Raw genomic sequence first — 26,294 nt, 5'->3', positions numbered from 1 at the left:
CCATGAACCATCGAGTGATGCGATACCGATTAGCCGTTAGTCATTCAAGGCTCTTTAGTTGCCATCATGCCTTCGTAGGTTGCGCCGTCTTTTTTTGTTGCGATTACTGTGTATTTCTTCATATTTCGCCCAATAAAAAACCCGCACTAGGCGAGTCATTGTGAATTCTTGTTTTGATGATTAATTCTCAGGAAAGCGATACTCGGAGTGCGGAGGCTCTCCGCTTCTCACTGTTACGTGCAGTTCATAAATAAATTTATCTGGCGCTATATTAAAGGACTCAATAATTCCGTCGACATGAACATCATTACATACCGCTGGCAACTCAGCCATGTACGTTGATGGAGGCATTCCTTCATCATTTAGTTTTACTTGAGCCCACGCACCTTCGCATGAACCATTGGTCAGTTGAACATCCATAGTAACCACGTCTAGTTATTCGTCGTTGAAATACTGGCAGGTGGTGACGATACCACTTTTCGAGAGCGACTCTAGTCAGTAGTTATACTTTCACATAACAAAGGCCGCGAAGTGGCATTCCATTACTGATTACTTAGCCTTTTCTTCAACGCTTTAGCGTTTTCCAAAGATGCCTTAGCACTACATAATTCACTCATCGCATTTTTAATTATTCTACTTTCTTTGTTCGGGTTATTTCCCCTACAATCCCAATTGGGATCTGTGACCTTTTCAACTTGTTGCTGTGCGAGCTGTAGTCGCTTCTCCGCTGCTTCAACATCGCTTGCAGAAAGCAACCATTTATCATAATAATTCTTGGCTTCTTCCGTATTTTTTAAAAACTCTACAACATCATTTTTTTTAACCGTCACGGAAGGCAAATAATATGGGCACCACTCCTTAGCATCTTTAGGCTTGAAATACCACTCTCGAACCCACCTACCACCAAAACTGTTTAGGTTATGAGTAAAAATAAAGCCATTCAAACTGTGCTCTCTTTGTAAAGCCATACCGTCCCCCATTATCTAAAAAAATAATTATAAACTATTTCCAAGACTCTGATGAGCGGATCTATATACATTGCATTTAGTTATTCGCAACCATCATCACGTATCACTACGTTACTTTGGTCACTTCTAGTCTGTTCCTAGCAGTCAAGATATGATCACTCTCCTTAATGGATAAACGATTTATCTAACCTTGTCGGGGTTATTCTTTTTTATCTACAACCACAATGTTCGGAATTTTCCCTGCGGCAATTGCATCGTATAACTCGCAGACAGCATCCCAGTCTCGACCTCCGTTAGGGAAGTATTCCTGCATTACTGACACTGCATCTGATTTCTTTTCCATTGCATTTCTCCATAAAAAAGCCCCGCTATTGCGAGGCGATTGTTTTTTAAAAACTTACGTTGATTATTAACAGATTGGCTTACTGGATATTGGTAATCTATTGTTTTCACACATACTAGTGAAAGCCCTGTGGGAGCCCAGACTCACAGGGTTATTTTTATCTTGCGTTTTTTATTTAGGTAGGAGATAGGTTAATCAGAATTATCAATCTGGTATATATACTTACTTAAGCTATACTAACTAAAATCAACCTCGCTATACTCTTACTGATTGGTGTTTAGTTAGTTTGCCCATGCACCCATGCTGGGCTTTTTTTAGTTCACACACTCCACTCTAATGTAATCCTGCAACCCTTTAATCATCTGTTCTGACTCTGCAATTCGCTCTCTGAGTAACCAATAATTTCTGATAGCGGTGTCAGTAGGTCGGGCGGTGGTTGCATAAGCCAAGCGGGTGGCGGGAGTGGTTTTGTTTTTTGGGCACTCGGCTTTGATATACACCCGCTCAGGATGACGCTCACTAATATCACGCGAGCGACTAATTTCATTCTTGGCATTCGCTAACTCCTGTATATATTGAATATCCAACTGATTTAATCGCATTATGCGTGCTTGATAATCAGTATTAATAGACTTCTGTTCTTCGAGAGCCACAGTTAGTTTTTTATTGGTATCTGTCAGTGAATTAATCCTGTTAGCTTGCCAGTTAATCACCCAATAACTACCCACAATGATGCCTACCATCGCAATGACGGCATAGAGTTTCCCGTATTTCATGATTAGTACCTATGATGTGAGAGAGCTATCTGACAGCGCTTTTCTAAACTAACTTGGTCTTTAGTACATGAGTTATCAATTAAGAGATAAATACCACCAGCGACTGTAATGAGTAATGCAAGGATAAAGCTGATAATGATGATTAAAGGTTTCCATGACATAGTGCTGACTCCGCCTCTCGACGACTGACAAGCCCTCGCCAAACCTTTCCACCCGCATATACCCAACGTTTTATTTCTTCACAGGCACCCGCTCTATCATCCGCATTTAATTTCTTGAGTAATGTTGAGCGAGCAAATGCTGTCATTCCTACATTAAAAGCAAAGGAATATAAAGCGGCTTTGGTGTAGTCATCGAGTGGTACTTTGATTAATGCATCGACTTTCTGTTGTGTCTTAATAAAATCGTTTTGTAATAACGCATCACATTCTTGTTGTGTATATGTCTTACCTTGAATAATGTCTTTGCCTGTATGCCCATAACAAACCGTCAAAACGCCTGCCACATCACGATAAGGTTCATAACGCACACCTTCAAAATGGGCTATCACTACTAATGCGATTGCTGTGGCTCCTGCTGTTGTTAGCGCCGCTATTTTCTGTTTGAGAGACATTAAATATCCTTTGGTGCTTTCACCATTAATTCAGCAAGTCTTTTTAACGTTTCGGTCGGGTTTTGTGGGTCAACATGACGAACAAGCTCTTCAAATAATTGAGTACGTTTTCGCTGTTCTCTTCGAGTCATAAAATAAGTGGCTAAACCTAGAACCATACTGAACGCCATCCCGATAACAAATCCCCATTCATATAAAGAGAGACTGGCAAAAAAGGCCGTTAGGCCTGCTGTTCCATAGGTTACATTGGTTAATTTATCCATACACATATACACCCCTACGGAGTGCCCATTAATGATTAATATAAAGAGAAATTATTAAGAGATTTTCGAGATGATTTATAAAAATATAGTAATTCTTATTTATTACTGTACATATTTATAAATTTATTCATGAAATAATAAATAATATTTATGAAACGGAGTAATCAAGTGCGATATATTATTTTATTTCTTATTTCTTTATTTTTTATAATTACTTTCATTATAATAACTAATAATGATAAAAATCAGTCAGTTAAACAAACAACTCAAATCGAGAACGATATAAATAAAAAATCAGAAAAGTGCACATTTTATTCACCAATAAAAACAAAACGACTAGCCTGGATAACACTAACTCATAAATCCCCATGCTCTTAGGTGTAAATAATCATTACCAGTGTTATTATAATGGATAATATGAATAGGCATTTTCAAATTATAATTAAATACCATCAAATTAGATAGTATTTAAATTCAGCTATATACCTTTTGTTAAAATATTATGATCCTGTTACTATCAAATCCATATGATGTTGCAAAATGAATATATTCATTCAACAAATTTGATGGCATGGTCGGTGTACGTGATAATATCCATAAATAATCTTTATCTGGTCCTACAACCAAAGAATATTGATAATTCTTATCCAATTTGATGATATTATATCCACCATAGAATGGACCCAAAAATGATACTTTTAATGCACCTTTATTAGATAAATCAACAAAATAAGCCTTACCGATACTTTCTTTCCAGCGATGTTTATTTTGACTCCAACCTCGATTAATAACCTTAACACCACCATCATCTCGTAATGAATAATTTGCGGTAACTTTCGTTAAGCCTTTTTCAAAACGATTATCTATTCTAGCGACCTCATACCACTGCCCAAGATAACGTGATAGATCAAAATTATTAACAGGCTTAATGTCACTCGGAGGAATAACATTGCATCCAGTAAGAATAAATGAACTTAAAAAAGTGACAAAAGAACGTATCATATTTTCCTCCTATCAATAAGTTTATTATAATCCATAACGTAATCTTAAGGATTGAGGATAAGGATGAAAATATCTTTGTTTACTCAAATAATTATCAGGATGCTCTGATAGATAATGATTAATTAATGTTAAAGGTGCTAATAAAGGCTGTATTCCTTGACGGTATTCTAAAATCAATTGACTTAATGCTTGTCGCTGATTTGATGTTAAATAGCGCTTAAAATACCCCTGCACATGCATAAGAACATTGGTATGATTACGTCGTGTTGCTTGGTGCTGTAATAATGTCATAAATCTATTTCGATATTCATCAAAAAAAGCTTCCAATGAATGCCATTCTTTATTATTAGCAACAAAGCGACCTAACTCTCTATAAAGAGGTTGTGAATGAGCCAATAAGAGCAGTTTATATCTTGTATGGAAATCGATTAAAGACTGACGAGTAAATGCGTTCATTCTCAATTCATTCAACTCATCCAGTGCAAATACACGTATAACAAAATTTTCTCTTATATGAGGATCATTCAATCGTCCATCTTCCTCTATTGGTAACCAAGGCATCATTTTTTTCAGATTTTCTGTAAAAATACCCGTCCCAGCCTTCCTATTACCATTACCAATAGGATCATATACACGAACACGCTCTAATCCACAACTTGGTGATTTTGCACAAACAATATACCCACTAAACTGATTAAATTTCTCTAAATACTCAACAGAATACCGATTCATCTTTTCAGTTAAATCACCTTCACTCCCGTTACTAAATTTTAATGCAATTTCTCCTGAATTTGATTTAACTAATCTTAGTGCGGGCCTTGGTGTAGGTAAACCAATAGCCATCTCAGGACAAGCCGATTGATATTCAAAATAATCAGATAGTTCATCTACGGCAAGATGAAAGCGCTTATGACCACCATCAAACCTAACATTATTCCCTAATAAACAAGTGCTAATCCCTACAATAATTTTTTTACCAACAAAATTATTTTTGTGAATATCTGTAACAGAGTTAAACATTCTTACTACCTCATATGAAACATTCATATAATCTGATTATAGTAGATCATAACTGTATTCATATTAGTAAGATTATGCTTTTTTTACTACTTTTATAATTTTAATTAGGTTTCAATCTTTCAGCACTAGAAATATATAATGCAATAACAAGTAGCAGTATCGTTCCTGAGTAAACAATAAGTAACTGAGGATTTTTATGTTCAACAACAATTAACCTAATTACCGCAGTTATTGCAATATAAATAAAATATTGCAATGGAAAGTGATAATTCGACTGAAAATATTTAATAATTAATGCAATAAATTCAAAATAAAGAAAGTAAATGATAAGTCCATCAACTAATAAATAAATTGAAACTGGATCACTAACTGTAAATAATAAATTAGCAAGGATAATAGTTTCTTTAACTAAAAAAATTATTAAAATAATTGCAAGCAATATCAGGCCAACACTACTAATCCATTGTAAAACTCGACTAATTACTTTTGTTTGATTTAGTCCTGTCATAATAACTCCTAAGAGTTTATGCTCCTAATATCAAGTTTTCTATAGATTAAAATAAAAAATAGATGAGAAGCTTTATATTTAATTGGACCGCCATCAAGGTATCGAACCTCGACTTTTAGTTTAAATAAAACTAAATACTCTCCCAGTTAAGCTAATGGCGGAATGAATTTACCTGAACCAACGAACTATCACAAATGCAACTAAGAGCAATAAAGCAATGATAATTACATTCCGTAAAAAAGCGGGGATTCGGTGTAATAGCGCAGACCAATTCATAGGCATCTCCTTAGGAAATCATTCCTTTAGATACCGCATCTATTTTCGATAAAAACTTGCAAATGCAAGGTTTGCTGTTGATAGCAATGAGGTATGTTTACTTTCCTAAGTTTACCACACACTAATGAATATGTACGTTTTAAAATATAAAGGGATCATATTTAAATTTAAGCAACAAAAAAACCCCGCCAAAGCGAGGTTCTATATATTCAACTATTTAACGCTTAACTCATTTGAGCAGCCATCACAGTCTTACAAAAAATACATTTTGCGCCGTGTGGATTGTTCACTGTAACATCAAATTGTGATGTTCTATATTGCGAACCGCTACAACAAGGGCATTTAAAATAGAGGCGAATAGTAATAGCGCCTTTAGAGAGCCACCACGTTGCCTGCTGCTGGACCTTTCATACCATTTTCAATGGTAAATGAAACTTCTTGGCCTTCCATCAGAGATTTGAAGTCATCACTCTGAATTGCAGAGTAATGTACAAATACATCTTTACTTCCATCTTTAGGAGTGATGAAACCAAAACCTTTATCATCGTTAAACCATTTTACTGAACCAGTCATTGTATTAGACATAGAATTTCCTTTAATTTATTTAATTTGCCATAAGGCATATGAGGGTTTGTTTTTTATTTTTACTTATGGGAATTAATTAGAAGGAATTCGCAATGAAGTGGTATCGAGGATAACGCTAAACGGTGAACAACTTTAAACTGACTAACATAAATAGGCCTGTACTTCCAAACCAGTGATGTCATTAAGCCATAGAAAAATTCAGATAGCAAACTTTATTTTTGCAATAAAAGCACTTGTGTGTGCTATCAAGAATGAAACCCTATTAAAAGGTGCCGACTCACAGCTCTTGTGTGAACGGTATAAGTGGGTATTGATTCTGTGGTCGGCATAGACGGAAAGGCTACAAAGTAACCTTATTTAATTTAGGGTTGAATATCTTAGTGAGAATAATTATCATTACATTCGTATCAAATTGACAGGTTTGATACGAATTAGTACGACATGACTTACATTGCTTCTTGCGTTTATTTTATATGCCGATATGACTCCTAGCGTATCGGCATTTTTTTATTGTGTATTGAAAACAATTAAGGCTACACATCATGCGTAGCCTTAATCTTATTCACGTTATCTAACTCAATTAACTTTTATCTTTATTTTCTATCGCTATTGTTTGTCGTTTTTCTTCTTCAGGTAATTCATACTCAATAGCAATGGTCAGAAGTCCACTTGATAAATCGGCTTTTTCTATTTTAACATTTTTACCGAGGTCAAATTGCAACGTAAATTGCCCTTGAGATATGCCTCGGTGGATCCATTTATCATTGTCTTCTTCTGATTTTTCTTCTTTTTTCCCTTCAATCAATAAACGGCTACCTTTCAATGAAACCGATAAATCATTTTCTTGATATCCAGGCACACTCACTGTCAGCTCATAATGGTTATCATCAATCTGTTTCAGGTTATAAGTCTGTACAGGTGATGCTATTGGCTTACTGCCTGTTAACTGACTAAACAGGCGATCTATCTGATCAAAACGATTTGAAAGTAAGTTGTCAGATAATGTTGGGAATAATGAAAAAGGTTTAATGTTAGGCATATAACTCCTCCTTCAGTATTTAATGAATTATGGGCGGTATCTTATTTACCCAAAATATAAATATGAACGAGCAAGCATTTTTCAAGCCCTAAATCCTAAATTTTTTATCTTTGACCTACATGGGATTGTAGATAACAAAAAACCCCGCCGAAGCGAGGTTTGAAATACTTACATTTATACTATTATATAAATATTGCATTTAATTTATAGAAAAAAACGGAGTTTTGCAACTTTTTTAATCAGCTTAAAGCGCTAATTTTGAATAGCGAATCTCTATCTAATTGATAGCAACAATCTAATAAACAAATCCAATACAGTTTATAGCTCTTTCGCCAAGCATCAGCACTGACGCCCAACAATTCAGCGAGCTTAACATCCGTATATTTTTTTGCTGTTTGATTAATTTCTGCTTTTACCGCCTGAATGGCTAGTAAGGTAAGAGATTGAAGTCGTTGCTTAACTTTTTTCGTTATCCTTTTTTTACTATTTAATCGCTGAAACTCATGCCAAATATAGGGAACAATGAGTATTTGCTCACGATAATATTGATAATCACCATAGCAATAGAGTAACCATAAGCGCATTTCGTTAGGCAATTGATGAATACCTCTGCGCCATGATGAAGTGCGATAAGTAACTTCATTAATTAATGGTTTTGATTTTCCTTTGGCATGTTTTTGCTTAATTTTGAGTGGATGTGAGGGGAGTCTGTATCGAGACTTTATTTCACCCGCATAGCGTATTGGGTTTCTTTTAAACCTATCGGTTACAAGTATTGCTTGTTCCTCCATGGCACTTAACGGCCCATTTTCTATAATACAAACATTCATCAACGCTGTACTTACTCGCTCGCGTATCCACTCAATATTCACTATCGCACCTCTTGGATAATTATCTGCCCCCTTTTTCCCCACACTTTTGTTACCCGCCCATCCCATACACGTGAATCATCGTCAAAAATAGCATCAAGTAATGCTTTTTCGAGATTATCTTTATCCGGTTTTTGTTGATGGGGTTTACCGTTCATTTCGGAGCGTTTAGTTTTACTCCAACTCTTCGGCATGGGTAGAATGAATGTAATGTGGTAATGTGATTCAGGTAGGGTGATTTTGTTTAACTTTACTTCGTCCTTAAACGCAAAATACTTTAAAACTGGGGGACGTTTTTTCCATTTATCAGCCTGAGTCATCCTTGGTTTAGGTACTGGTTCGATATTAAAGACCTTCACACGTTCAACTTCCCTTCTTGGATCAATATGGCTTGCGTTCTCAAAACACCTTCTAGGTGACATTGTTTTGCATACTCCATATCCGTAAATCGTGTTCGTCTATCAACTTCATCGTGACATGCACTACAAGCCCAAGCGCCAAATAAGTCATGCGATTTTATTCCGACGCCACAAAGACCTGACATTCTGTAATGGGCTAAAACAACCGTTTCAGAGTTACCATTACAAACTGAAGGTATTCTAATCTGACATTCACGCCCTTTTGCATCATTGCGTAAATTCATCATGAGCCTCCTGATTACTATTTTTTATCACTCTAAAATAAAAACGATCATGTTATTAACTGAAATAATCATCACTATTTCCTATTCTTCTTGCTTTCTTTTCAAACTCATATATTCAGAGTTACGAGGAATGATGATCGGAATTCCCTTCTCAATGCACCATTGTTCATGTTTCTCCATCATGTAAAGCATCCTTGCTTTATCCATCTTGCTGGTTTTTTCACGCTCACCGTTTTCATTGCGTCCTAGCCAATGTCCAACGAAATATTCATGAGTTTCCTCATTAGTGATGGGCTTTGATAAAACGATTTCACCGACACCATTTTTAATATCGATAACAACGCCACGTGCACGTAACCACTCGCCTGTGGTTTCCATCCACATACGCCATGTTTTATTCATGGGTATGGTTCTTAAATCACGCCACTCGGTGATTTTGATGCGATAGCGTTTACCTGTTGTCACGATTTCGGAGAGCACTTTGAAAATACTGTTGAGATTGGATTTATGGAGACAGATATCATCTGTCACTAAACAACCTCTCCATCATTATTTTTTAAATATACAAACACCTAGTTTCATCTCGGAAATTGCTAAATTAAAATCGTTTACCTCCTTTTTTAACTCTATTTTCTCGCTGATGATCTACTCGATGTTTGTTGTATTCGAGTTTCTCTGTAATAGCGCTTTCGATGTCGTAACCGAACTCTTCCGCATAATCCAAAATACGAATAACAGCATCAGCAAGTTCAACTTCTGCCATTTTTCTATGTGGTAAATGGTAATCCATTAGATCTTTACGCTCCCCCTCCATTGCTTCACTAATTTCAGAATGGATCAAGCAAAGTAAGGTTCCTTTTTCCCTTGGGATATCCCACCATCCAGCCTCAATGTTTTGTTGATGAATTTTTTTCTGTAGTTGTTTTATTGTCATATCTAAAATCCCTCTATCGAATTAAAACGATTTTTCACAATACCTTTTAGGCTCTCGTTTCGGTTGAGCGCGATAAGCAGCCATATATTGATCAACCGATGTAATACTCAATCCTTGTTGGTCAACATACACAGTACCTGTTTTACCGTGTCGATTGAGTCTTAAAATCATCTCGGTCAGTGTTTCATCCGCATTATCGTGGTACACCGCATCACGATAAATGCCTAACCAATAATCACAATCTTGCTCGATTTGTCCTGTATCTCTTGAATCACTTGGTACGGGGCGTTTATCTGCCCTGTTTTCCAATCCCCGATTCAGTTGTACAAGCAACACAACCACCGTATTGAGCTCTTTTGCCAATATCTTTAACCCCTTAGTGATTTCACCATAGGCAATATCATTACGGTCAGCTTTTCCCGCTTGCATCAGAGTGAGGTAATCGACACCAATAAACCCAATATCACCGACTTTGCGCTTAATTCTCCGACTTTCAGAACGAATGTGTTGTAAGGACATGCCGGGTGTATCATCCACCCAAATATTGGGCTCATCTTTAAGGCGACCGATGGCACTGCAAAGCCTATCCCATTCATACTCCTCTAACTTTTGGTAAAATTTATCTGAATTAATCTGGGTTTGTTGGGCTAGTGTCCGTTCAACAAGCTGTTTATCCGTCATTTCCATGCTGAACAACAATACAGGCTTACCTTGTTGTGAGACATTTTTTGCCATTTCAGTGAGAACGGTTGTTTTCCCCATCTTTGGACGAGCACCAATCACGAACAGAGAACCGATGACAATCTGTTTTGGGCTTAATAGGCGGTCAAAATCTTTAAATCCCGTTTTTAATCCTCGATGTTTCTCTGGGTTATCTTGGCGGTCACAAATATCGGTAAAAACATCATCCAACACATCATCAATTCGGCGTAGCCCTGTTTTTCTCCCCATTTTTCCAAACGACGTGGCTTCATCAAGCAAGCGTTGTGCTTGTTCAATTTTATCCGTAAAACTTAACTCACTTGGCACCATCATGAGTTTTTGAATTTCAACCGTCTTTTCGATAACAAAACGCTGTGCGGAACACTCTCGGATTTTTTTCGCATAAGCCATAATGTTAGCAATACTCGGTGTTTCTCTTGCCATCTCAGCAAGATAGGCAAAACCACCTGATTGATTAATTCGGCCTTTTGACTCCAGACAATCCGTCACCGTCATGATGTCTATTGGCATACGTTGGGTATACATTTCTCGCAGGGTGAGATAAATAATTTGATGGTGTCGGGCATAAAAATCTTCAGGTTTTAGCAGTGAAAAAATTGATTGCGCATTATCACTTTGCGGGTCAAGCAGGAGTCCTCCAATAACATTTTGTTCCGCCATTAAATTATTCGGAACTTGGTTCATCACAGTGCTCCTTCCCTTGTTTTGAGTACCGTTTCAGGTCTGAGTAAATAATCAAAATTCGCTCGCCAACCCCGATTATTTTCGCCGAAATACCAAGCACTCGCCGTTTCCATAAAATAATCAAAATAATTTTTAGCTGATTCGACTGTGGGCTCTTTAAGCTCTTTCAGGAATTTGGATATTGCTCGTTTGCGTTTGTCATTCAGTGATTCGGCATTGGGTAATCTATCCCCTGCCGATTCGTTGAAGGCTTGCATAATTTCCTGATAAGGAATGTTAGTTTGTCGATTAACCGAAATCTGCTTTGCAGGTTTCGAGTCGTCAGACGATAGTTTTTTAAGGTTAATTGACTGGTTAAAAGACTGACTGGTTCTGGGTAAAAATTTTTGACTACCCCCTAGTCCAACCGTTTGACTACCGTGGTCAAATTCTTTGACTACCTCTGGTACAGAATTTTGACTAGGTGGTACTGTATTTTGACTACCCTCATCAAGAGATTTAGCCTCCAAATCCAAAATATATAAATTGGAAGTATGCCCCTTATCAGTTTTTCGCGTAACTTTACGAACAAACCCTTTTTTACATAAACTTTTAATGTGGTTTATCGCACTTTGACGGCTAATTTCGCAATGACGTGCAATAGTTTCATAAGAAGGAAAGCACTCGCCTTTATCATTGGCATTATCGGCAAGTTTCAGTAGCACCATTTTTTGTGCTGTACTCCCCACCTGTAATTGCATGGCTTTTGCCATTAGAAGCATACTCATTTTCGCTCTCCTAATAACTTATCCCAATGTGCTTTCCTTAATTTTGCGTCTTTCAATGCTTCCTTTAAACGCTGACAACCCAGTGGAGTTATTTCTTGTAATAGCCTATTTCTCATGATGTTTTTATGCTCATCACAGCCATTAAATTCATGATTTATTCTTTGTCTCATGGTATAATTTCTCCATTCCAAAGCTGTATCAAAAAAGGGAAACCGAAGTTTCCCCTTGTGATAAAAACTGGATATTAATACAGTATATTTGTACGTTAAATGGTGAATTCCATTGAACAACACGCCTCGTTTGTTGCCGCAATCGAGGCGTTTTCTTTTATTTTCATTTGAGAAAGTTCACCCATTTGTTTCCACAAAAATCGGTACTCTTCTTCTGAGATTTTTCGTTCTCCTTCCATCACAAAATCAATAATTCCCGATGCGACAAGCGTTTCGCATATTTCAGGATATTTTTCAGTTCGACGTAGGATTGTTGAATCATGAACACCTAACGTTCTAGCCACAGCAGATTGAGTTTTATTTCTCAATGCTTGCAATGCTGAAGCTATTAGGTGATTAGAGATAAATTGATTGAATTGTTTGCGTGTATTTGCGCATTCCATTGTTTAGAGTCCTTATGAGTTAACTAAGGGACAATAATGATCCGTGGCTCATTCCATATGAGTTGATATTGGGGAAGAGTTGTCGCTTTATCAGCGACTCCGTAGCAGTCAAAAACTGCGATTGTTAAAGAGCGGGTAGTGTTTACTTTTTAGTTCTTGGGAATGGTTTTATTTCGATTGCTTTAATACCATTCTCTGTGTGCGATAAAATAATGTTTCTTCCATCTCTTAACGCTTTACTTATCGCGCCTTGAGTAACCCCTATCGCTTTGGCCGTCTTATCTTGACCATACTCTTTTACATAATCTCTTAGAGCTAATTCGTTCATATTCTTCTCCTTTGAATGAATCAATAAATTATTATGTTCGGTAATAAAAAAGTCAATACCCGCGGTATTTTTAAAATATAACTATTGGTAATAAAATATCGACATGAGCAAAAAAAAACCATTATCAGAAGAGCAGTTAGCTGACGCTAGCAGGCTAAAATCAATTTATTCCGCTAAGCGTAAAGAGCTAGGAATAAACCAAGAGGACATAGCTGAAAAGCTAGGTGTCAATCAAAGTGCTGTAAGCCATTATCTAAATGGGATAAATCCACTAAATCCTAAAGCAGTGGCTACATTTGCAAAAATACTACAAGTATCAGTAAATGAAATAAGCCCATCCATATCAAAACAAATAATGTCATTAGCCAAATCAATGGATGATGATATTGAATATATTGGTGAAATGCCTTCAGGATTGGTACAAGTACGCGGTGAGGCTTTTTTAGGTGTCGATGGTGCTGTTGATATGATTGAAGCCCATAGTGGATGGTTAAAAATATACAGCGATGATGTGGATGCATACGGGCTTAAAGTTAAAGGCGATAGTATGTGGCCTCGCATTCAGTCAGGTGAATATGTTGTTGTTGAACCTAACACCACCGTAAAAACAGGTGATGAAGTGTTTGTGCGCACTATTGATGGACATAACATGATCAAAATATTTAATAAAACTAGAGATGGTGACTATCAATTCACCAGCATCAACAACTCACATAAACCAATAACGCTATCACCAACTCAAGTGGATACAATTCATTATGTCGCAGCTATAGTTAAACCTATCAAGTTTATCGATATCTGTGAAAAAACAGGCAGAGCATTGTTTTAATGATCTGACGAAACATCTTAGGGCGGATAAATAAATTAAGGAGTATTTTATGCCAGAACCTATATTTAACTTTAAAAACTATCCTATTGTTTTCATTGGCTCTGGCATATCAAAACGGTACCTTGATAATTTTCCTAAATGGGATGGGTTATTAGAGGAATATTGGAATAAGGTAACTGATAACTCAGATAATTTTTATAATTATTTAAATAAATTAAAAAAAGAGTATCAGGATAATTTCCCCAACGAGACTGATTTAAATCACAAAATATACACTGAAGCGGCATCTTTTATTGAAGAAAAGTTTAATGATTTATTTAATGATGGAGTAATAACGCTTGAGGGTTTGACAGCAAAAAGAGTATTTAGCGAAAAGATATCGCCTTTTAAATATTCTTTATGTCAAAGATTTTCATCCTTAAATTTAAGAGATGATATAGATAAAGAAGAATTCGAATCATTTAAAAAATTCCTAAAAAAAGCAAAAATGATTATTACAACAAACTATGACCCTTTCATTGAATTTTTACTTGAAGAACAGTCTGTTATACCCAAAATATACATTGGTAATGAAGGTTTTTTTGATGACACGGTAGGATGGAGTGAATTATATAAAATACATGGTGATGTAAATAACCCTCATTCAATCATTATAACAAAACAAGACTACGACCTTTATGATAGTAAATCTATATTGATAAGCGCTAAGATTTTATCCAATATGATTAAAAATCCTATAATGTTTATGGGTTACTCCCTTTCAGATAGAAATGTACGGAAACTATTATCCGATTTCTCATCACAATTACCAAGCGAAGACGGCAGGGTATCAGCAGAAAGGATAATTTTGATTGAATTTAAAAAGGATGAACAGGAAGTTATAAAAAAATACACCACAGATCAGCAATTAAAAATCAGTTATACATCAGTAGAAACTGACAATTATAAAAAAATATATGATGATATTTTGTTAGTTGATGAAGGACTTTCACCTTATGAGGTACTAAGATACCAAAGAGCAATAAAAAATCTTATTTTAAATGAAGGTGAAAAAGGAAATCTAGATACGATTTTAGTTACACCAGCAGATCTGGATCAGCTAGAAGAAGCTGTAAAACAAGGGAAAAACCTAGTTGTTGCGCTTGGAGATAAAAAATACGTATCTACATACATAGACGAAAATCATTACGTGAACGACTACATTTTAGAGAAAAACGAAATATCGAATAAAACGGCAATCAAATATCTTCTTGATGTAAATTCTACCACTAGAGTCCCATTTTCAAGATTAATAAAATCATGCAATTTCAATAAGATTGAACTAAAATCCAAAGAAATAAGAAAATTAAATAATCGCATTATAAGACATGGCAAGCTTGATAGTGTCATAAATGCAATAAATTTAGATAAGGTAAACTCACAAAAAAAATTCTCATCAATTACCGAGATAAATTCCGAGAAATTCAATAAATTCAAAGAACTAACAGTAATAATTAAAAATATAAAAAATATCGGAAGAGATGAATTAACTCAATATATCAAAAATAAAGCAATACCTTTATTTAATGATGTCAATACAGATGACAATATAAAAACAGAGCTAAGAAAACTATTTTTATGTTTTGACCTATTACTTAATGGAGATGTATCGCAAATCATTCATAATAAAAAATGATAAAGCCCAGAAAATTCTGAGCTTTATCATTGACCCCATATGGTGGTGGGGTACTTCCCTACCAGAGCGAAGCGTGAATAAATACTACTTTTAGCCTCCAAATTTGTCAAGAGCCCTCTCTACTAGGGCTTTTGGGTGCCCTTTGCCCTTTCCAAAAGTGACTTACATCACAATCTAAAATTTTTTAGAAAAAATTTGATTTTAAAATCAATAATATTACCGCAAACATCATTTTTATTACCGCAAGTATTGACATTAAAAATTACCGTTTGTAATATAAATACATCAACGAAACACAGCACGTTGATGTTCTTTAACAACGATGGTAGCAAGCTGTGTATTAGCTATCAGAACGGCGACGCTGATAAAGCGTCAACCTTCTCAGAAGGTTTTCGGATTGGTGTTTTACTATTATCACCAATCACTAAAACCAACTGTTTGGAGGATTTATGGCAACTATAAAAGTGAAGAAATCACGCAAACCAGACTTTTTACGTGGTAACTCTGCAAATAGACGTCATGCCAGACGGAAAGTCGAAGCCATTGCAATTAAAGATATTGAGATGCAACTAGACTCAATATTTCAACTAGAAACTAAAAAACTAAACCGCGTTGAAAAGACACTATCGCTAAGCCACATTCCTGTAACTAGAAGTATTGAACCTAAATTCAAACCATCAGTAGATAACTGTTGCTTACCTAATGTAGCAGTATTTTCAGGAGTTAAAACAAAACAGCCGAGCAGTGAATTCGGGGTTACGGCGAGATAAAGCCCACGGATGGGCTAATAAGATTAACCGCAGATTAAGCGTAATAATTTAAGTTTTATGGGGAGTTTAGTTAGCGCTGAAATATCAGAAGCTCCTAGTTTTATTTCTGTTTTAACTGCAGCTATTTCTTCTAAGGATGACCAAATTGAGTCGTCCGACGATTCCATTTCTAGCATATGAGAAAGCAAGTCTTCATCAGTATATTTAGACTCATTTGTGTATAAACGCTGATAATCATTAGCTCTTTTTATTGTGCTACCTGACTTTTTCCCGAATTGACAAACTGTCTGTGTACCCGTAAGTACCACAACAAAAACACCGAACAGAAATGGATTTCCGTTAAAAATAATTGATGAGCTGAAAATAAGAATTAACACTGAAATAATCTTATCTATACGCCCAGTCGCTGTTGCGTACAGCTTTTCTAGATAATGTGAATATAAAATTCTAGTAATTACATCTTGTCGACTCATATATATCCTTATTTTTTACCATTACCCCCTGTTTTTGCAGGTGGTGGCGGAGGTGGTGATTTAATTAATCTTGACGGCATATGATCATTAACAAATACCGTCTTGGTCGTAGTGTTTGACGATTTTTTATCGTTCATAATTCAATCCTATCATTGCATTGGGGGTGATTGAATTATACACAGATTTCTTGCGTTGGGGAATGTAAGGAACCACCTCACCTGACGTGGTTAAAAGCAGGAATAGTTAACTAATCCCAGTCCATCCTGTGGGCTGTGGTGAGTTGATTAATAGATAGGAGATAGAGATGGAAATATGGTTTAAGGAATTTGAGTCACATGGACGTCAGATTCTAATCAAGAAAGCTCATAACGCCGATGAGTCAAAAATCGGGGTGCAATATTGTTGACCAGAGAAACTTTTCGAGGTCGATTTTGGATTGTGGATAGATTACGACGACGATGATGAGGAAAGCTTTAATAAAGCGGAAGAAGCACGCAACAAGCTATTCGACACCATCGATCAGGAAGCAGTAGATACCGCGGTGAGTAACTTAATTCAAAAACTCAAGCTTGATGATTAGCATCGTGTTTAGTTAATAACGGAGGGAGTATGACAGATAAAAACTACGCCCCACATTACGCGAGTGATGGGTCTAATACCTCGGCATCATTACGCGACAAGTTCGCAATGGCTGCTATGCAGGGTGATTTAGCTTCACAGAGCGAAGATCTTGGTTATTTTCCAAATGATTTTCCAGATGAAGACTTAGTTAATAGAGCTAATTTCTACTACCGCATGGCAGATGCAATGTTAAAGGCTAGGAGGTGATACGTGGGAAAGATGACATTCGTAATTGAGTATGAAGATGGTAAGGAGCCGTCTGTTAATTCAGGAACGGAGATATTAGGCGGTAAATTGTTATCAGTTGGATTTAATGACTACCGAGATGAACAACTAACTCAGGATGAAGTTAGCGCCTTAAATCACGCAATTAACTTTAACAACTTGAAAGAAACCTGCGAAGACTTTGAAGTCAATTATGACGAAGTTGTAGCAAAACTCTAAAGCTCTCGCTCAACAATAACCCACCATATATTTAGATATATAAACAAAACATTTAGTAGTTAATTATATTCATTAAAAGGAAATAAAAATGATGAAACAAGAAACCAGTGTCGTTATTAATGTGAAATTAACTTTAGACCATAAAATTAAATCACCACATGTTGAAGTAAAAACACAAGTATACGCTCATGAAGAAGCACCAGAATTAGCTATATTACTAAGTAACTTCTCAGATAATTTAGTTGGAGAAAATTCAATTAAATCATCATTTAAAAAAGCTGCTATAAACACATTGCTCAATAAAATAACACACTAATAAAATTCAAATCATTAAAAATAAATTAATACACCTTCACTTCGCCAACACCAGATAACCACCTTATCGCTCATCTAGCGAGGTCACCATGAAAACTAACTATTACAGCGCTATGCGTGACGGCATGGCGGTGAGTATCTCTACACCTTTTTTACAACTTGCTCGTCAAGCTGCAAGGATAGCCGTCTCTACAAATAACAAAAATATTTGGCGATTAGCAAGTCAATTACAAATGAAAGCTTATGGGAGGAAAGTATGTCACTAACCATACGTTACACCTATGCCGATATGACGAGCAGAAACCGAAATAATGGCACGGAAATAACCTTTCAGAATCTCAACGATGTCCACATTGAAACCGAATCATTTGGAGAACTTACCCAATATTACCAACCTGACCCCTCAGAAGTCGTTGATTACATAATCAGTCAATATGATGAAAAGTCACTTGCTACGGCTATTCATCTCTCAGGACGAGGGGAAGTGGTTGCAAAGATACTCAATGAGTTGTATTTCAGGAGGGTTGCGTGACAGACCATCAACAATGGTTAGAAGAATTGCGCAGGAGGTGCAAAGAATCGCAGGAACGCGAGCTCGATGAATTTATGTATCAAACGGAAGTGTTAGGACGGCAAGGATTGTCATTGCCAATGAAGGACTTTCAGGGAGATTTTCAATGAACAATATCTCTCATTTCTGCCCAACAAAAAAATACCCTCGATTAACATCACAGTTAGAAAAAAATAGAGAAGAGGCTCTCGCTAAGGCAATTGCAATGATTGACGGTCAATTGCCGAATACAAGTGTGCCAGATAGGGAAAAACGATTAGCAATGGAATTGCTACACATGAACTTGAACACATCGAAAAATCACCCTCCTCTTCCTGAGCATATTCAAGCCCAACGAGATTCAAAAAGGACATATACGCCTAGTAATAAATTTGAAGTCGATTACTACGGAAGTGATCGCCGTCAAGGTCAATATTTAGGGGATTAATATGACAGCTGTATACAAAGCTATTAGTAATGTTGCTAGAGAAATGGCTGAAACGGGCATTAAAAAAGGAAGTGTAAATCAACAACAAGGATTTATGTTCAGAGGAATTGACGCGGTATATAACGCTCTCGCTCCTGCTCTAGTTAAGCATGGGTTGCTTATTCTTCCACGGATCATTGAACGTACCGTCACGGAAAGACAAACACAAAGAGGTGGCTTGTTATTTTATGTCGTAGTGAAGAGTTTGAATTTGTTTCTGTTGAAGATGGAAGCAAACACACGGTTGTGACTTATGGTGAAGCAATGGATAGCGGAGACAAAGCCACAAATAAAGCCATGTCTATTGCATATAAATACGCAGCTTTCCAAACATTTTGTATACCAACTGAAGAAACGGCAATCGATGCGGATGCAGAAGTCCACAATGTAGCACCGAGAACACCAGATCAAATATTGAAAGATTTTACTAATTCAGCAATGGCTATTACAGATCTCAATATTTTGAAAAAAGAATTTGGTGAAACATGGAAGTTACTCAGAAAAACGCCTGAACAATCAAAAGCAAAGGAAGTATATAACATCAGAAAATCAGAATTGGAGAAGATGTAATGGCAAGTAAAGGTGTAAACAAAGTCTTATTGATAGGACATCTAGGTCAAGATCCTGAAATGCGTTACCTCCCAAATGGCGATGCGGTCACTAATATTACATTAGCCACCAGCGATTCATGGAAAGATAAACAATCAGGTGAAACCAAGGAACGTGTTGAATGGCATAGAATTGTGATATTTGGAAAGCTCGCCGAAATTGCTGGCGAATATCTGCGTAAAGGATCACAAGTCTATATCGAAGGTCAATTACAAACACGTAAATGGCAAGATCAAAATGGACAAGATAGATACAGCACGGAAGTTGTAGTGAATATTAATGGTTCAATGCAAATGTTAGGTAACAACAATCAGGCAGGTAGGCAGAGTCCACAACAAAATCAAGGATGGGGTCAACCACAGCAACCACAGAAGCCAGCACAACATCAAGCACCACAGAGTCAACCACCGATGGATTTTCAAGAAGACGACATTCCATTCGCGCCAATTGGACACCCCTACCCACGCCACACTATTTATGTGATTTAACCAAGTGATATCAGTATGAAAGCTACGGACAGCTTAATTTAACTCGCAGGGATGCAAGCAGAGGAATGAATAATGGCAATAGTTCAATTTTATACAACAAGAAGTAAAGACGAAACTCCATCACAAATTACTAATAACCTCCGATATGAATTACCAGATGATCATAATTTCAGTGCTGATGATGACCTAGAATCCTGCATTGAAGCATGTGCAGAATATTATCACGCTGACTGTGACGGATGGGAGAGCAGATTTCCATGCTTATTTATGCTCTGGATTGACGATGAATACCTAGGGATATTTGAGGTTAAGCGTGAGTTTGAACCAACATTTTCAGCCCAAAAGGTGGAGTGATGGATAAATCAAGGATGCAATTTGAATCGTGGTTTAACAATCAGTATTCAGGTTATAACTACGATGAAAAACTTATTTCATTCGTTAAAGCACAATTATTTATTGTATGGCAAGCATCACGCGAATCATTATTACTAAATTTACCGATAAGAGAAAGGAATAAAGGTAATTATGATTATTTTACTGACGGATATAACAGTGGAATATCAGCATGTGAAATCGCTTTATTAGATAGCGGAGTGAAAATTAAAAATGGATAAAAATATATTATAAATGGCAAAACATTTAAAAAACAAAATAAACTCAGGCGAAGGTATTGATGAACATAATTGGCAAGAAATAATTGAAGTTTGTAATGAAATAGAGCGAATTAATAATTTAGAACCCGTAGTATTTGCCAGACATACAGGAATGCAAAGACCACTAGATTTAACTGTATCTCACACAATATTAAATAATTGGATAGGATTTAACACTAAAAACCCAGAAATAAAGGATGATATTTACCCTCTATTTATTTTAGATTAAATAACCATGCAAATAATCTGATATGTATTACTCATGCTAATACAGGGTTCTGCTGTACCTGTAACGGAAGATATATACACGCAATCGGAATGCAATAAACGTGCTGAATATTTAATGTCAGTGAGGAATATTGAAGTTGTTTGTGGTGAGGTGATGAGAGATGAATAAATTAAAAGAGGAAATAATTAATCTTCTAAAATACAACAAATTGACAAATGCTGAATTATATTACTTATGTAGTCCTGAATACTCTAAAAGTCAGGTTAGTTGTGTAATTGGTCATTTAGAAGCAGGTGGAATTATCAGGAAAGGAGTTTGCGAATATTGGGAGTTGATCAATGAATAAATACACCGAACTATCTGATTTCGAGATTAATAAAAAGGTAGCTGACTTAATTGGCGCCACTCCATTTCCATTCGGTTCAACAGATTATCGTCGCTCCGCTGTTTCTGGTTGTGAAAGTGCAATAATTATTAGATCACCTCGTAAGGTTGGCTCATTCGACCCATGCAACAACCCGCCTGACGCAATGCCGATTATTATTGAAAACTTGATATCGTTAATGGCAGATATGTCAGATGGTAGAGAGTCAACTTGGTGGTGTGCAAGTGATATTTCAAACAGCTTCACATCGAACTATAAATCAAACCCACTACGCGCCGCTATGGAAGTATTTCTGATGATTAAGGATGCGGAGAATGAAAAAATATGACTTGATATTGTGTGATCCACCTTGGTCTTACAATAACAAAGTTTCAAATGGCGCAGCAGATAATCATTACAACACCACCGATTTATATTCCCTCTCCCGATTACCAATAGAAAAACACTACTCTAAAAATGCCGTACTGTTTATGTGGTACACAGGAAACTTTGCACTCGAAGCAATTAAATTAGCAGAAGCGTGGGATTTTAAAGTTAAAAATATGTTCGGGTTTGCGTGGGTTAAATTAAATAAAAATGCAGGAGATAGAATAAATAAAAAACCGCCAGAGGATTTCTTTGACTTTATGGAAATATTAAACAATGAGACGAAGATTAATTGCGGTAATTACACTCGTCAAAATATTGAAATGTGTTTAATAGCCACAAGAGGTAATGGATTACCTCGTAAGTCTGCAAGTGTTAGGCAAGTTATTTATTCATGTCTTGGTGAGCATAGCGAAAAGCCAAAAGAAATACATTATAGGTTAGAAGAATTATACGGAGATGTTCCTCGACTCGAATTATTTGCACGAGAGAAATATGGTGATTGGGATGTATATGGCAACCAAGTAGAAGGAAGCATTAAATTAATATAGATGAATTATGACATTTACTGAACTTGCAGAGCTAATAGCATTATGTGTACTTATTTAATTGAAACAGGACAAGCATAATTATGGATATTATTGACTCAGCAAATGAAATAAACGAATTACATATTCAAACATCATTATCAAATCGTAAACCAGCAATTAAATCTCATAACGGAATGTGTATTTGGTGTCACGAAGAAACGGTTGCACCTAATAGTGCATATTGCAGTAAAGATTGTGGTGATGATCATGAGCAATATAAACGGAAGAATGGATAGTATTACGAAATTACAAAAGGAATAGAAAGATGGAATATAAACTATTACGCTTGGATGAAGTTTTAGATAGAACAGGATACAGCAAGTCATGGACTTACAAATTAATAGATAAAGGAGAGTTTCCAAAGCAGGTAAAAATAGGATCTCGCTCAGTTCGTTTTATTGAAAGTGAAGTAGATGAATGGATAGAGCAACGAATCAATAATGCTCGTTGCCCTGATAATACCATCAATTGAGTTTTATTTCTTTTTACTTCTCAGCTCGTCTATATAATCAGCATACCACTGCATCATTTCCCTTCTCCCCTCCAAATACAGCGCATGGTTATAAGTGCCACGGATAGAGTTTTTATCAACATGAGCAAGTTGTAACTCTATCCACGCTGTATTAAATCCTTTCTCATGCAATATTGTGCTCATGGTGTGTCTAAAGCCGTGACCAGTAGCTCTGCCTCTATAGCCCATTCTACCAATCATTGTATTTATCGCCATTTCGGACAGGTGTTTCTTATGGTTAGTTCTACTAGGGAAAATATACTGATAATCGCCACTTATTGGCTGTATTTGACGTAGTAAAGAAATTACCTGATCTGACATTGGCACAACATGTACTCTACCCATCTTCATGATTTTTTCTGGTAGTTTCCATGTCTTGCTTTCAAAGTCGATAAATGACCATTCTGATTTTCGTAACTCTCCCGGTCTTAAACCAGTGAGCATTAAGATGTTTAAGGCAGTTCTTACGATCTGACTTCCTTGATATTTATCTACTGAAGATAAAAACTCTGGCAACTCATCAGCTAATAAGTACGGGTAATTTTCTCGCTGATGCGGAATAAATGCGCTAGCTAAGTCAGGAGCAGGATTGTATTCAGCTCGTCCAGTGATAATGGCGTATTTCCAGACCTCACCACAACGTTGCCTCACCTTCTTTAATTTCTCGGTAACACCACGTTTCTCCATTATCGAAAGCACTTCAAGCAATTCGAGAGGTTTAATCTCTGCTATTGGGCGATCTCCAATATATGGGAAAACATCATTTTCAAATGCTTCCATCATGTCATCACGATAACCTTCAGACCACCGGTCTTTTCTTCCCTCATACCACTCTAGAGCAATGCTTTTAAATGTATTGCTTCCATCAAACTTTGAATCCCTTTTCTTATCTTTCTTTATCTTGTTAGGATCAACGCCATCAGATAACTGCCGTTTTGCGTCATCCCTTTTCTTTCTTGCTTCCGCGAGAGTTATGGTTGGGTAGACACCGATAGCTAGAACTTTTTCTTTGCCATCTATACGGTATTTTAATCTCCAATATTTACTTCCTGATTTTGTAACTAATAGATATAAACCGCCTCCATCAAATAGTTTGTAGTCCTTTTCTTTTGGCTTACTGCTATCAACTTGCTTAACTGTTAGTTTCATATTGGGGGTATTAAATATTAAGGGGGTATAATGTTCCCCCATTTGTACCCCAAAAAAATGGAGCTTTCAAGAGACGTCAAGAGACTTCAGGAGACAATAATTTGATTGGATTGCTTGATTTTACTGGAATAAGGAGACTTCAGGAGATGTTAGGAGACATTGAAATGGCGGAGGAGGAGAGATTCGAACTCTCGGATGGTTTCCCATCGGCGGTTTTCAAGACCGCTGCCTTCAGCCGCTCGGCCACCCCTCCGCAATGGGGAGCAATATAAACACCTAGGCTTATGTTGTAAAGCCCTTATTGTACTGTTTGCCGTAAAATTAAACGCATTACAAGTCAATGGCTTAATTTATCAACGATTTATGGGTTCTACTTGGGTATTTTCCTTATTTTTGCTAAATTAGCGGTATTATTTTTGATTGGTTGCTACGCACATGTTTGTATTTAACGGAAAAGAAATCGAGACAGATAGTCACGGTTATTTAAAAAATAGCAATGAGTGGAATGAAGATATGGTTCCAACATTAGCTGAACTAGAGGAAATTGAGCTTACAGAACAACATTGGGAGATTATCCGTTTTGTTCGCCAGTTTTATTTAGAATTTAATACCTCCCCTGCTATTCGGATGTTAGTAAAAGCGCTTGCACAAAAATATGGCGATGAAAAAGGAAATAGCCGTTATCTTTATCGTTTGTTTCCTAAAGGCCCTGCAAAACAAGCGACAAAACTTGCTGGTTTACCAAAACCCGTTAAATGTATTTAATATTATCTTTCGATAAAAGATCATTAAAATAATATTACTCATAATGGCGGATTGAAAAGTCTGCCATTGGTTCATATTCACAAGATGTCGCTGACCAAAATGTAATTTTGGCACTTCTTGGACCACCAGCTTCTAACCAATCTTCAAATTCTTTTAATACATTTTCTTCCGCAAAAGCCTTTACTCCCACGCTACCATCATCACGATTCCAAACATACCCTGTTATTGGCTGTTTTTTCATCCACTGATAAGTAAAAAAACGAAAACCAACACCTTGAACACGCCCTTGAATAATATATTCTCTACCGATTTTCATATACCCTTCTAGTAACCCTCTTCAAATAAAAATTCTGTCTAGGTTATTGTCTTTTCTTTATACAATAGATAATCTGATTTTGTGAGGTTTTTTATTCATAATGAAAGCAAAGGATTATATTTTTTCAAACCCTTGAAATTTCACTTTGTGACCTCATATATGTAACCAATAAGCAAGGCTATATGGAGGTGATACTATGATGACCGCCAGCAAATTTGGGATAGGACAGCAGGTTAGACATAAATTACTCGGCTACTTAGGCGTTGTTGTCGATGTGGATGCTGAATATTCCCTTGATCAACCTAATGAGGATGATATTGCATCTAATGTGACCTTGCGAGCAGCACCTTGGTACCATGTTGTGATGGAAGATGATGAAGGACAACCTGTTCATACTTATCTTGCTGAAGCGCAGATAACCTATGAAGTTTCAGATGAACACTTAGATAATGACTCATTAGATGAGTTATCACAGTCAATTCGTAGCCAATTACAGGCACCACGATTAAGAAATTAACCCAATTAATCTACATAACCAGTAATCTGAATGAAATGATAATCGCCGAATTTGTTTTCGGCGATTTTATTTTAGCGTATTACCAAGGAAGACCATGTGCTTCAATTTCTTTTTTAGGACAACGATCCATTACCACACGTAACCCTGCATCTTCGGCTAAATTTTTAGCATCTTCATTAATAACACCAATCTGTAACCATAATACTTTGGCATTAATTTCAATGGCTTCTTGCGCAATTTCTAATGCTACGTCAGATTGACGAAAAACATCAACCATATCAACAGCAACAGGAATATCTTTTAATGAGGCATAGCATGGTTGCCCCAATAAGGTCTGCCCTGACATACCTGGATTGACAGGAATAACATCATAGCCTTGTTCTAATAGGAATTTCATGACTTTATAGCTTGGGCGATCTTCTTTATTACTCGCACCAACAAGCGCAATGGTTTTAACGCTTCTTAAAATGTCATAAATGTCTGAATCCACCATTTATCTACTCCGTTCATCATGAAGATTGAAAATATTATGATACATCATAGTATCTTGATCTGTTCATAGCTTCTAAGATAAAAAAAAGGTATTTTGAAAACTGGA

General features: G+C 36.3%; 46 protein-coding genes, 2 tRNA genes and 1 pseudogene. 22 read left to right on the top strand and 27 right to left on the bottom strand.

Annotated features, from left to right (window positions below; translation table 11 throughout):
• Nucleotides 1-180 precede the first annotated feature (180 nt).
• From ACNART_RS07835 to ACNART_RS07730, 22 genes are all read right to left on the bottom strand, one after another.
• Nucleotides 181-420 carry a hypothetical protein gene (locus ACNART_RS07835; protein WP_098943662.1) on the bottom strand — a complete coding sequence of 80 codons (240 nt, stop codon included), beginning with the start codon at nt 418-420 and terminating at the stop codon, nt 181-183.
• 122 nt (nt 421-542) lie between these two features.
• Nucleotides 543-968 (bottom strand): hypothetical protein, encoded by a 426-nt coding sequence (locus ACNART_RS07830; protein ID WP_017628807.1) that lies wholly within the window; start codon nt 966-968, stop codon nt 543-545.
• A gap of 199 nt (nt 969-1,167) precedes the next feature.
• Nucleotides 1,168-1,311, bottom strand: coding sequence for a hypothetical protein (locus ACNART_RS07825; protein ID WP_192940887.1), 144 nt, complete (start codon nt 1,309-1,311; stop codon nt 1,168-1,170).
• 314 nt (nt 1,312-1,625) lie between these two features.
• Nucleotides 1,626-2,087 carry a lysis protein gene (locus tag ACNART_RS07820; RefSeq protein WP_416303496.1) on the bottom strand — a complete coding sequence of 154 codons (462 nt, stop codon included), beginning with the start codon at nt 2,085-2,087 and terminating at the stop codon, nt 1,626-1,628.
• Between the two features lie 142 nt (nt 2,088-2,229).
• A complete protein-coding gene (locus ACNART_RS07815) occupies nt 2,230-2,700 on the bottom strand; it encodes a lysozyme (RefSeq protein ID WP_109850508.1) in 471 nt (156 codons plus the stop codon).
• The gene (locus ACNART_RS07810; protein WP_098943665.1) at nt 2,700-2,969 is read right to left on the bottom strand and encodes a hypothetical protein; all 270 of its coding nucleotides are present in this window, start codon (nt 2,967-2,969) and stop codon (nt 2,700-2,702) included. The genes ACNART_RS07815 and ACNART_RS07810 overlap by 1 nt, the downstream gene beginning before the upstream one ends.
• Before the next feature lie 486 nt (nt 2,970-3,455).
• A complete protein-coding gene (locus ACNART_RS07805) occupies nt 3,456-3,965 on the bottom strand; it encodes a lipocalin family protein (RefSeq protein WP_416303495.1) in 510 nt (169 codons plus the stop codon).
• A 24-nt stretch (nt 3,966-3,989) separates the two neighbouring features.
• Nucleotides 3,990-4,985: a YbgA family protein gene (locus tag ACNART_RS07800; RefSeq protein WP_109372766.1), complete on the bottom strand. Its 996-nt coding sequence runs from the start codon at nt 4,983-4,985 to the stop codon at nt 3,990-3,992.
• Nucleotides 4,986-5,085: 100 nt separating this feature from the next.
• The gene (gene psiE, locus ACNART_RS07795) at nt 5,086-5,493 is read right to left on the bottom strand and encodes a phosphate-starvation-inducible protein PsiE (RefSeq protein WP_098943670.1); all 408 of its coding nucleotides are present in this window, start codon (nt 5,491-5,493) and stop codon (nt 5,086-5,088) included.
• Nucleotides 5,494-5,576: 83 nt separating this feature from the next.
• A tRNA-OTHER gene (locus ACNART_RS07790) sits at nt 5,577-5,654 on the bottom strand.
• A 487-nt stretch (nt 5,655-6,141) separates the two neighbouring features.
• A complete protein-coding gene (cspA, locus tag ACNART_RS07785; protein ID WP_041701226.1) occupies nt 6,142-6,354 on the bottom strand; it encodes an RNA chaperone/antiterminator CspA in 213 nt (70 codons plus the stop codon).
• Nucleotides 6,355-6,934: 580 nt separating this feature from the next.
• A complete protein-coding gene (locus ACNART_RS07780) occupies nt 6,935-7,393 on the bottom strand; it encodes an Hsp20 family protein (RefSeq protein ID WP_072070436.1) in 459 nt (152 codons plus the stop codon).
• A 239-nt stretch (nt 7,394-7,632) separates the two neighbouring features.
• Nucleotides 7,633-8,265, bottom strand: coding sequence for a bacteriophage antitermination protein Q (locus ACNART_RS07775; RefSeq protein WP_109372765.1), 633 nt, complete (start codon nt 8,263-8,265; stop codon nt 7,633-7,635).
• Complete coding sequence (locus ACNART_RS07770) at nt 8,265-8,621, bottom strand: RusA family crossover junction endodeoxyribonuclease (RefSeq protein WP_004245983.1); 357 nt, start codon at nt 8,619-8,621, stop codon at nt 8,265-8,267. Before ACNART_RS07770 ends, ACNART_RS07775 begins: the two co-directional genes overlap by 1 nt.
• Entirely contained in the window at nt 8,618-8,908 is a 291-nt protein-coding gene (locus ACNART_RS07765; protein WP_109849948.1) for a DUF1364 domain-containing protein, read from the bottom strand. The genes ACNART_RS07770 and ACNART_RS07765 overlap by 4 nt, the downstream gene beginning before the upstream one ends.
• A 78-nt stretch (nt 8,909-8,986) precedes the next feature.
• Nucleotides 8,987-9,436, bottom strand: a complete 450-nt coding sequence (locus tag ACNART_RS07760) for a YbcN family protein (protein WP_049195179.1) — start codon at nt 9,434-9,436, stop codon at nt 8,987-8,989.
• 67 nt (nt 9,437-9,503) lie between these two features.
• Complete coding sequence (locus ACNART_RS07755) at nt 9,504-9,839, bottom strand: hypothetical protein (protein ID WP_017628812.1); 336 nt, start codon at nt 9,837-9,839, stop codon at nt 9,504-9,506.
• Nucleotides 9,840-9,860: 21 nt separating this feature from the next.
• Entirely contained in the window at nt 9,861-11,246 is a 1,386-nt protein-coding gene (locus ACNART_RS07750) for a replicative DNA helicase (protein ID WP_109372764.1), read from the bottom strand.
• Entirely contained in the window at nt 11,246-12,013 is a 768-nt protein-coding gene (locus tag ACNART_RS07745) for a helix-turn-helix domain-containing protein (RefSeq protein WP_109849945.1), read from the bottom strand. Before ACNART_RS07745 ends, ACNART_RS07750 begins: the two co-directional genes overlap by 1 nt.
• On the bottom strand, nt 12,010-12,183 hold the full coding sequence (locus ACNART_RS07740) for a hypothetical protein (RefSeq protein ID WP_196556832.1): 174 nt from the start codon (nt 12,181-12,183) through the stop codon (nt 12,010-12,012). Before ACNART_RS07740 ends, ACNART_RS07745 begins: the two co-directional genes overlap by 4 nt.
• A 95-nt stretch (nt 12,184-12,278) precedes the next feature.
• Nucleotides 12,279-12,626: a hypothetical protein gene (locus ACNART_RS07735; RefSeq protein WP_004247478.1), complete on the bottom strand. Its 348-nt coding sequence runs from the start codon at nt 12,624-12,626 to the stop codon at nt 12,279-12,281.
• A 142-nt stretch (nt 12,627-12,768) separates the two neighbouring features.
• Nucleotides 12,769-12,954, bottom strand: coding sequence for a Cro/CI family transcriptional regulator (locus tag ACNART_RS07730; RefSeq protein ID WP_161769463.1), 186 nt, complete (start codon nt 12,952-12,954; stop codon nt 12,769-12,771).
• A gap of 103 nt (nt 12,955-13,057) precedes the next feature.
• Here ACNART_RS07730 and ACNART_RS07725 point away from each other — a divergent pair, with 103 nt between their 5' ends.
• The 3 genes from ACNART_RS07725 to ACNART_RS07715 all read left to right on the top strand — a co-directional run bounded on the left by ACNART_RS07725 (nt 13,058) and on the right by ACNART_RS07715 (nt 16,228).
• Nucleotides 13,058-13,783, top strand: a complete 726-nt coding sequence (locus ACNART_RS07725; RefSeq protein WP_164530407.1) for a LexA family transcriptional regulator — start codon at nt 13,058-13,060, stop codon at nt 13,781-13,783.
• Nucleotides 13,784-13,832: 49 nt separating this feature from the next.
• The gene (locus tag ACNART_RS07720) at nt 13,833-15,458 is read left to right on the top strand and encodes an SIR2 family protein (RefSeq protein WP_416303494.1); all 1,626 of its coding nucleotides are present in this window, start codon (nt 13,833-13,835) and stop codon (nt 15,456-15,458) included.
• 449 nt (nt 15,459-15,907) lie between these two features.
• Nucleotides 15,908-16,228, top strand: a complete 321-nt coding sequence (locus ACNART_RS07715; protein ID WP_109849940.1) for a hypothetical protein — start codon at nt 15,908-15,910, stop codon at nt 16,226-16,228.
• A gap of 23 nt (nt 16,229-16,251) precedes the next feature.
• Here ACNART_RS07715 and ACNART_RS07710 read toward each other — a convergent pair whose 3' ends face one another.
• Nucleotides 16,252-16,701: a hypothetical protein gene (locus tag ACNART_RS07710; protein ID WP_109849939.1), complete on the bottom strand. Its 450-nt coding sequence runs from the start codon at nt 16,699-16,701 to the stop codon at nt 16,252-16,254.
• 609 nt (nt 16,702-17,310) lie between these two features.
• On the opposite strand from ACNART_RS07710, the gene ACNART_RS07705 reads away from it, so the two are divergent.
• The 17 genes and pseudogenes from ACNART_RS07705 (at nt 17,311) to ACNART_RS07625 (ending at nt 22,910) form a co-directional block, all read left to right on the top strand.
• Entirely contained in the window at nt 17,311-17,529 is a 219-nt protein-coding gene (locus ACNART_RS07705) for a hypothetical protein (protein WP_416303493.1), read from the top strand.
• Nucleotides 17,530-17,541: 12 nt separating this feature from the next.
• Nucleotides 17,542-17,766: a hypothetical protein gene (locus tag ACNART_RS07700; RefSeq protein WP_416303492.1), complete on the top strand. Its 225-nt coding sequence runs from the start codon at nt 17,542-17,544 to the stop codon at nt 17,764-17,766.
• Nucleotides 17,767-17,854: 88 nt separating this feature from the next.
• A complete protein-coding gene (locus ACNART_RS07695) occupies nt 17,855-18,082 on the top strand; it encodes a hypothetical protein (RefSeq protein ID WP_098943681.1) in 228 nt (75 codons plus the stop codon).
• 88 nt (nt 18,083-18,170) lie between these two features.
• Nucleotides 18,171-18,347, top strand: a complete 177-nt coding sequence (locus ACNART_RS07690; RefSeq protein WP_160230130.1) for a hypothetical protein — start codon at nt 18,171-18,173, stop codon at nt 18,345-18,347.
• The gene (locus ACNART_RS07685) at nt 18,338-18,613 is read left to right on the top strand and encodes a hypothetical protein (protein WP_368888130.1); all 276 of its coding nucleotides are present in this window, start codon (nt 18,338-18,340) and stop codon (nt 18,611-18,613) included. The genes ACNART_RS07690 and ACNART_RS07685 overlap by 10 nt, the downstream gene beginning before the upstream one ends.
• A complete protein-coding gene (locus ACNART_RS07680) occupies nt 18,610-18,762 on the top strand; it encodes a hypothetical protein (protein WP_164530398.1) in 153 nt (50 codons plus the stop codon). Before ACNART_RS07685 ends, ACNART_RS07680 begins: the two co-directional genes overlap by 4 nt.
• Complete coding sequence (locus ACNART_RS07675) at nt 18,759-19,079, top strand: hypothetical protein (RefSeq protein ID WP_109373564.1); 321 nt, start codon at nt 18,759-18,761, stop codon at nt 19,077-19,079. Before ACNART_RS07680 ends, ACNART_RS07675 begins: the two co-directional genes overlap by 4 nt.
• A gap of 1 nt (nt 19,080) precedes the next feature.
• A pseudogene (locus ACNART_RS07670) lies at nt 19,081-19,688 on the top strand (ERF family protein).
• Nucleotides 19,688-20,215 carry a single-stranded DNA-binding protein gene (gene ssb / locus ACNART_RS07665; protein ID WP_160230129.1) on the top strand — a complete coding sequence of 176 codons (528 nt, stop codon included), beginning with the start codon at nt 19,688-19,690 and terminating at the stop codon, nt 20,213-20,215. Before ACNART_RS07670 ends, ssb begins: the two are co-directional and overlap by 1 nt.
• Nucleotides 20,216-20,287: 72 nt before the next feature.
• Nucleotides 20,288-20,569, top strand: coding sequence for a hypothetical protein (locus tag ACNART_RS07660; protein ID WP_109849930.1), 282 nt, complete (start codon nt 20,288-20,290; stop codon nt 20,567-20,569).
• Nucleotides 20,569-20,829, top strand: a complete 261-nt coding sequence (locus ACNART_RS07655; RefSeq protein WP_109849929.1) for a hypothetical protein — start codon at nt 20,569-20,571, stop codon at nt 20,827-20,829. The genes ACNART_RS07660 and ACNART_RS07655 overlap by 1 nt, the downstream gene beginning before the upstream one ends.
• A gap of 13 nt (nt 20,830-20,842) precedes the next feature.
• The gene (locus tag ACNART_RS07650; RefSeq protein WP_196564365.1) at nt 20,843-21,097 is read left to right on the top strand and encodes a hypothetical protein; all 255 of its coding nucleotides are present in this window, start codon (nt 20,843-20,845) and stop codon (nt 21,095-21,097) included.
• Nucleotides 21,098-21,257: 160 nt separating this feature from the next.
• Nucleotides 21,258-21,443, top strand: coding sequence for a hypothetical protein (locus ACNART_RS07645; protein ID WP_416303491.1), 186 nt, complete (start codon nt 21,258-21,260; stop codon nt 21,441-21,443).
• A complete protein-coding gene (locus ACNART_RS07640) occupies nt 21,436-21,810 on the top strand; it encodes a phage protein NinX family protein (RefSeq protein WP_416303490.1) in 375 nt (124 codons plus the stop codon). The genes ACNART_RS07645 and ACNART_RS07640 overlap by 8 nt, the downstream gene beginning before the upstream one ends.
• On the top strand, nt 21,797-22,399 hold the full coding sequence (locus ACNART_RS07635; protein ID WP_416303489.1) for an MT-A70 family methyltransferase: 603 nt from the start codon (nt 21,797-21,799) through the stop codon (nt 22,397-22,399). The genes ACNART_RS07640 and ACNART_RS07635 overlap by 14 nt, the downstream gene beginning before the upstream one ends.
• 80 nt (nt 22,400-22,479) lie before the next feature.
• Entirely contained in the window at nt 22,480-22,674 is a 195-nt protein-coding gene (locus tag ACNART_RS07630) for a hypothetical protein (protein WP_161747976.1), read from the top strand.
• Between the two features lie 29 nt (nt 22,675-22,703).
• On the top strand, nt 22,704-22,910 hold the full coding sequence (locus tag ACNART_RS07625) for a helix-turn-helix transcriptional regulator (protein ID WP_004244695.1): 207 nt from the start codon (nt 22,704-22,706) through the stop codon (nt 22,908-22,910).
• 3 nt (nt 22,911-22,913) lie between these two features.
• On the opposite strand, the gene ACNART_RS07620 is transcribed toward ACNART_RS07625, so the two are convergent.
• Nucleotides 22,914-24,098, bottom strand: coding sequence for a tyrosine-type recombinase/integrase (locus tag ACNART_RS07620; RefSeq protein WP_416303577.1), 1,185 nt, complete (start codon nt 24,096-24,098; stop codon nt 22,914-22,916).
• 165 nt (nt 24,099-24,263) lie between these two features.
• A tRNA-Ser gene (locus tag ACNART_RS07615) sits at nt 24,264-24,351 on the bottom strand.
• 182 nt (nt 24,352-24,533) lie between these two features.
• Between ACNART_RS07615 and tusE the strand changes: the two genes are divergently transcribed.
• The gene (gene tusE / locus ACNART_RS07610) at nt 24,534-24,863 is read left to right on the top strand and encodes a sulfurtransferase TusE (RefSeq protein ID WP_023581360.1); all 330 of its coding nucleotides are present in this window, start codon (nt 24,534-24,536) and stop codon (nt 24,861-24,863) included.
• Nucleotides 24,864-24,897: 34 nt separating this feature from the next.
• Here tusE and ACNART_RS07605 read toward each other — a convergent pair whose 3' ends face one another.
• The gene (locus ACNART_RS07605; RefSeq protein WP_198620525.1) at nt 24,898-25,179 is read right to left on the bottom strand and encodes an acylphosphatase; all 282 of its coding nucleotides are present in this window, start codon (nt 25,177-25,179) and stop codon (nt 24,898-24,900) included.
• A 196-nt stretch (nt 25,180-25,375) separates the two neighbouring features.
• Here ACNART_RS07605 and hspQ point away from each other — a divergent pair, with 196 nt between their 5' ends.
• Nucleotides 25,376-25,696, top strand: coding sequence for a heat shock protein HspQ (hspQ, locus tag ACNART_RS07600; protein ID WP_006537351.1), 321 nt, complete (start codon nt 25,376-25,378; stop codon nt 25,694-25,696).
• 79 nt (nt 25,697-25,775) lie between these two features.
• Here hspQ and ACNART_RS07595 read toward each other — a convergent pair whose 3' ends face one another.
• A complete protein-coding gene (locus ACNART_RS07595; RefSeq protein ID WP_109373556.1) occupies nt 25,776-26,189 on the bottom strand; it encodes a CoA-binding protein in 414 nt (137 codons plus the stop codon).
• Between the last annotated feature and the right edge of the window lie 105 nt (nt 26,190-26,294).

The organism is Proteus sp. LHD240705 (genome assembly GCF_047921555.1).
In the GTDB taxonomy this organism is placed as follows: domain Bacteria; phylum Pseudomonadota; class Gammaproteobacteria; order Enterobacterales; family Enterobacteriaceae; genus Proteus.
Note: the sequence above shows the minus strand (reverse complement) of the source record. Positions and strands in the feature narration are given on the sequence as shown.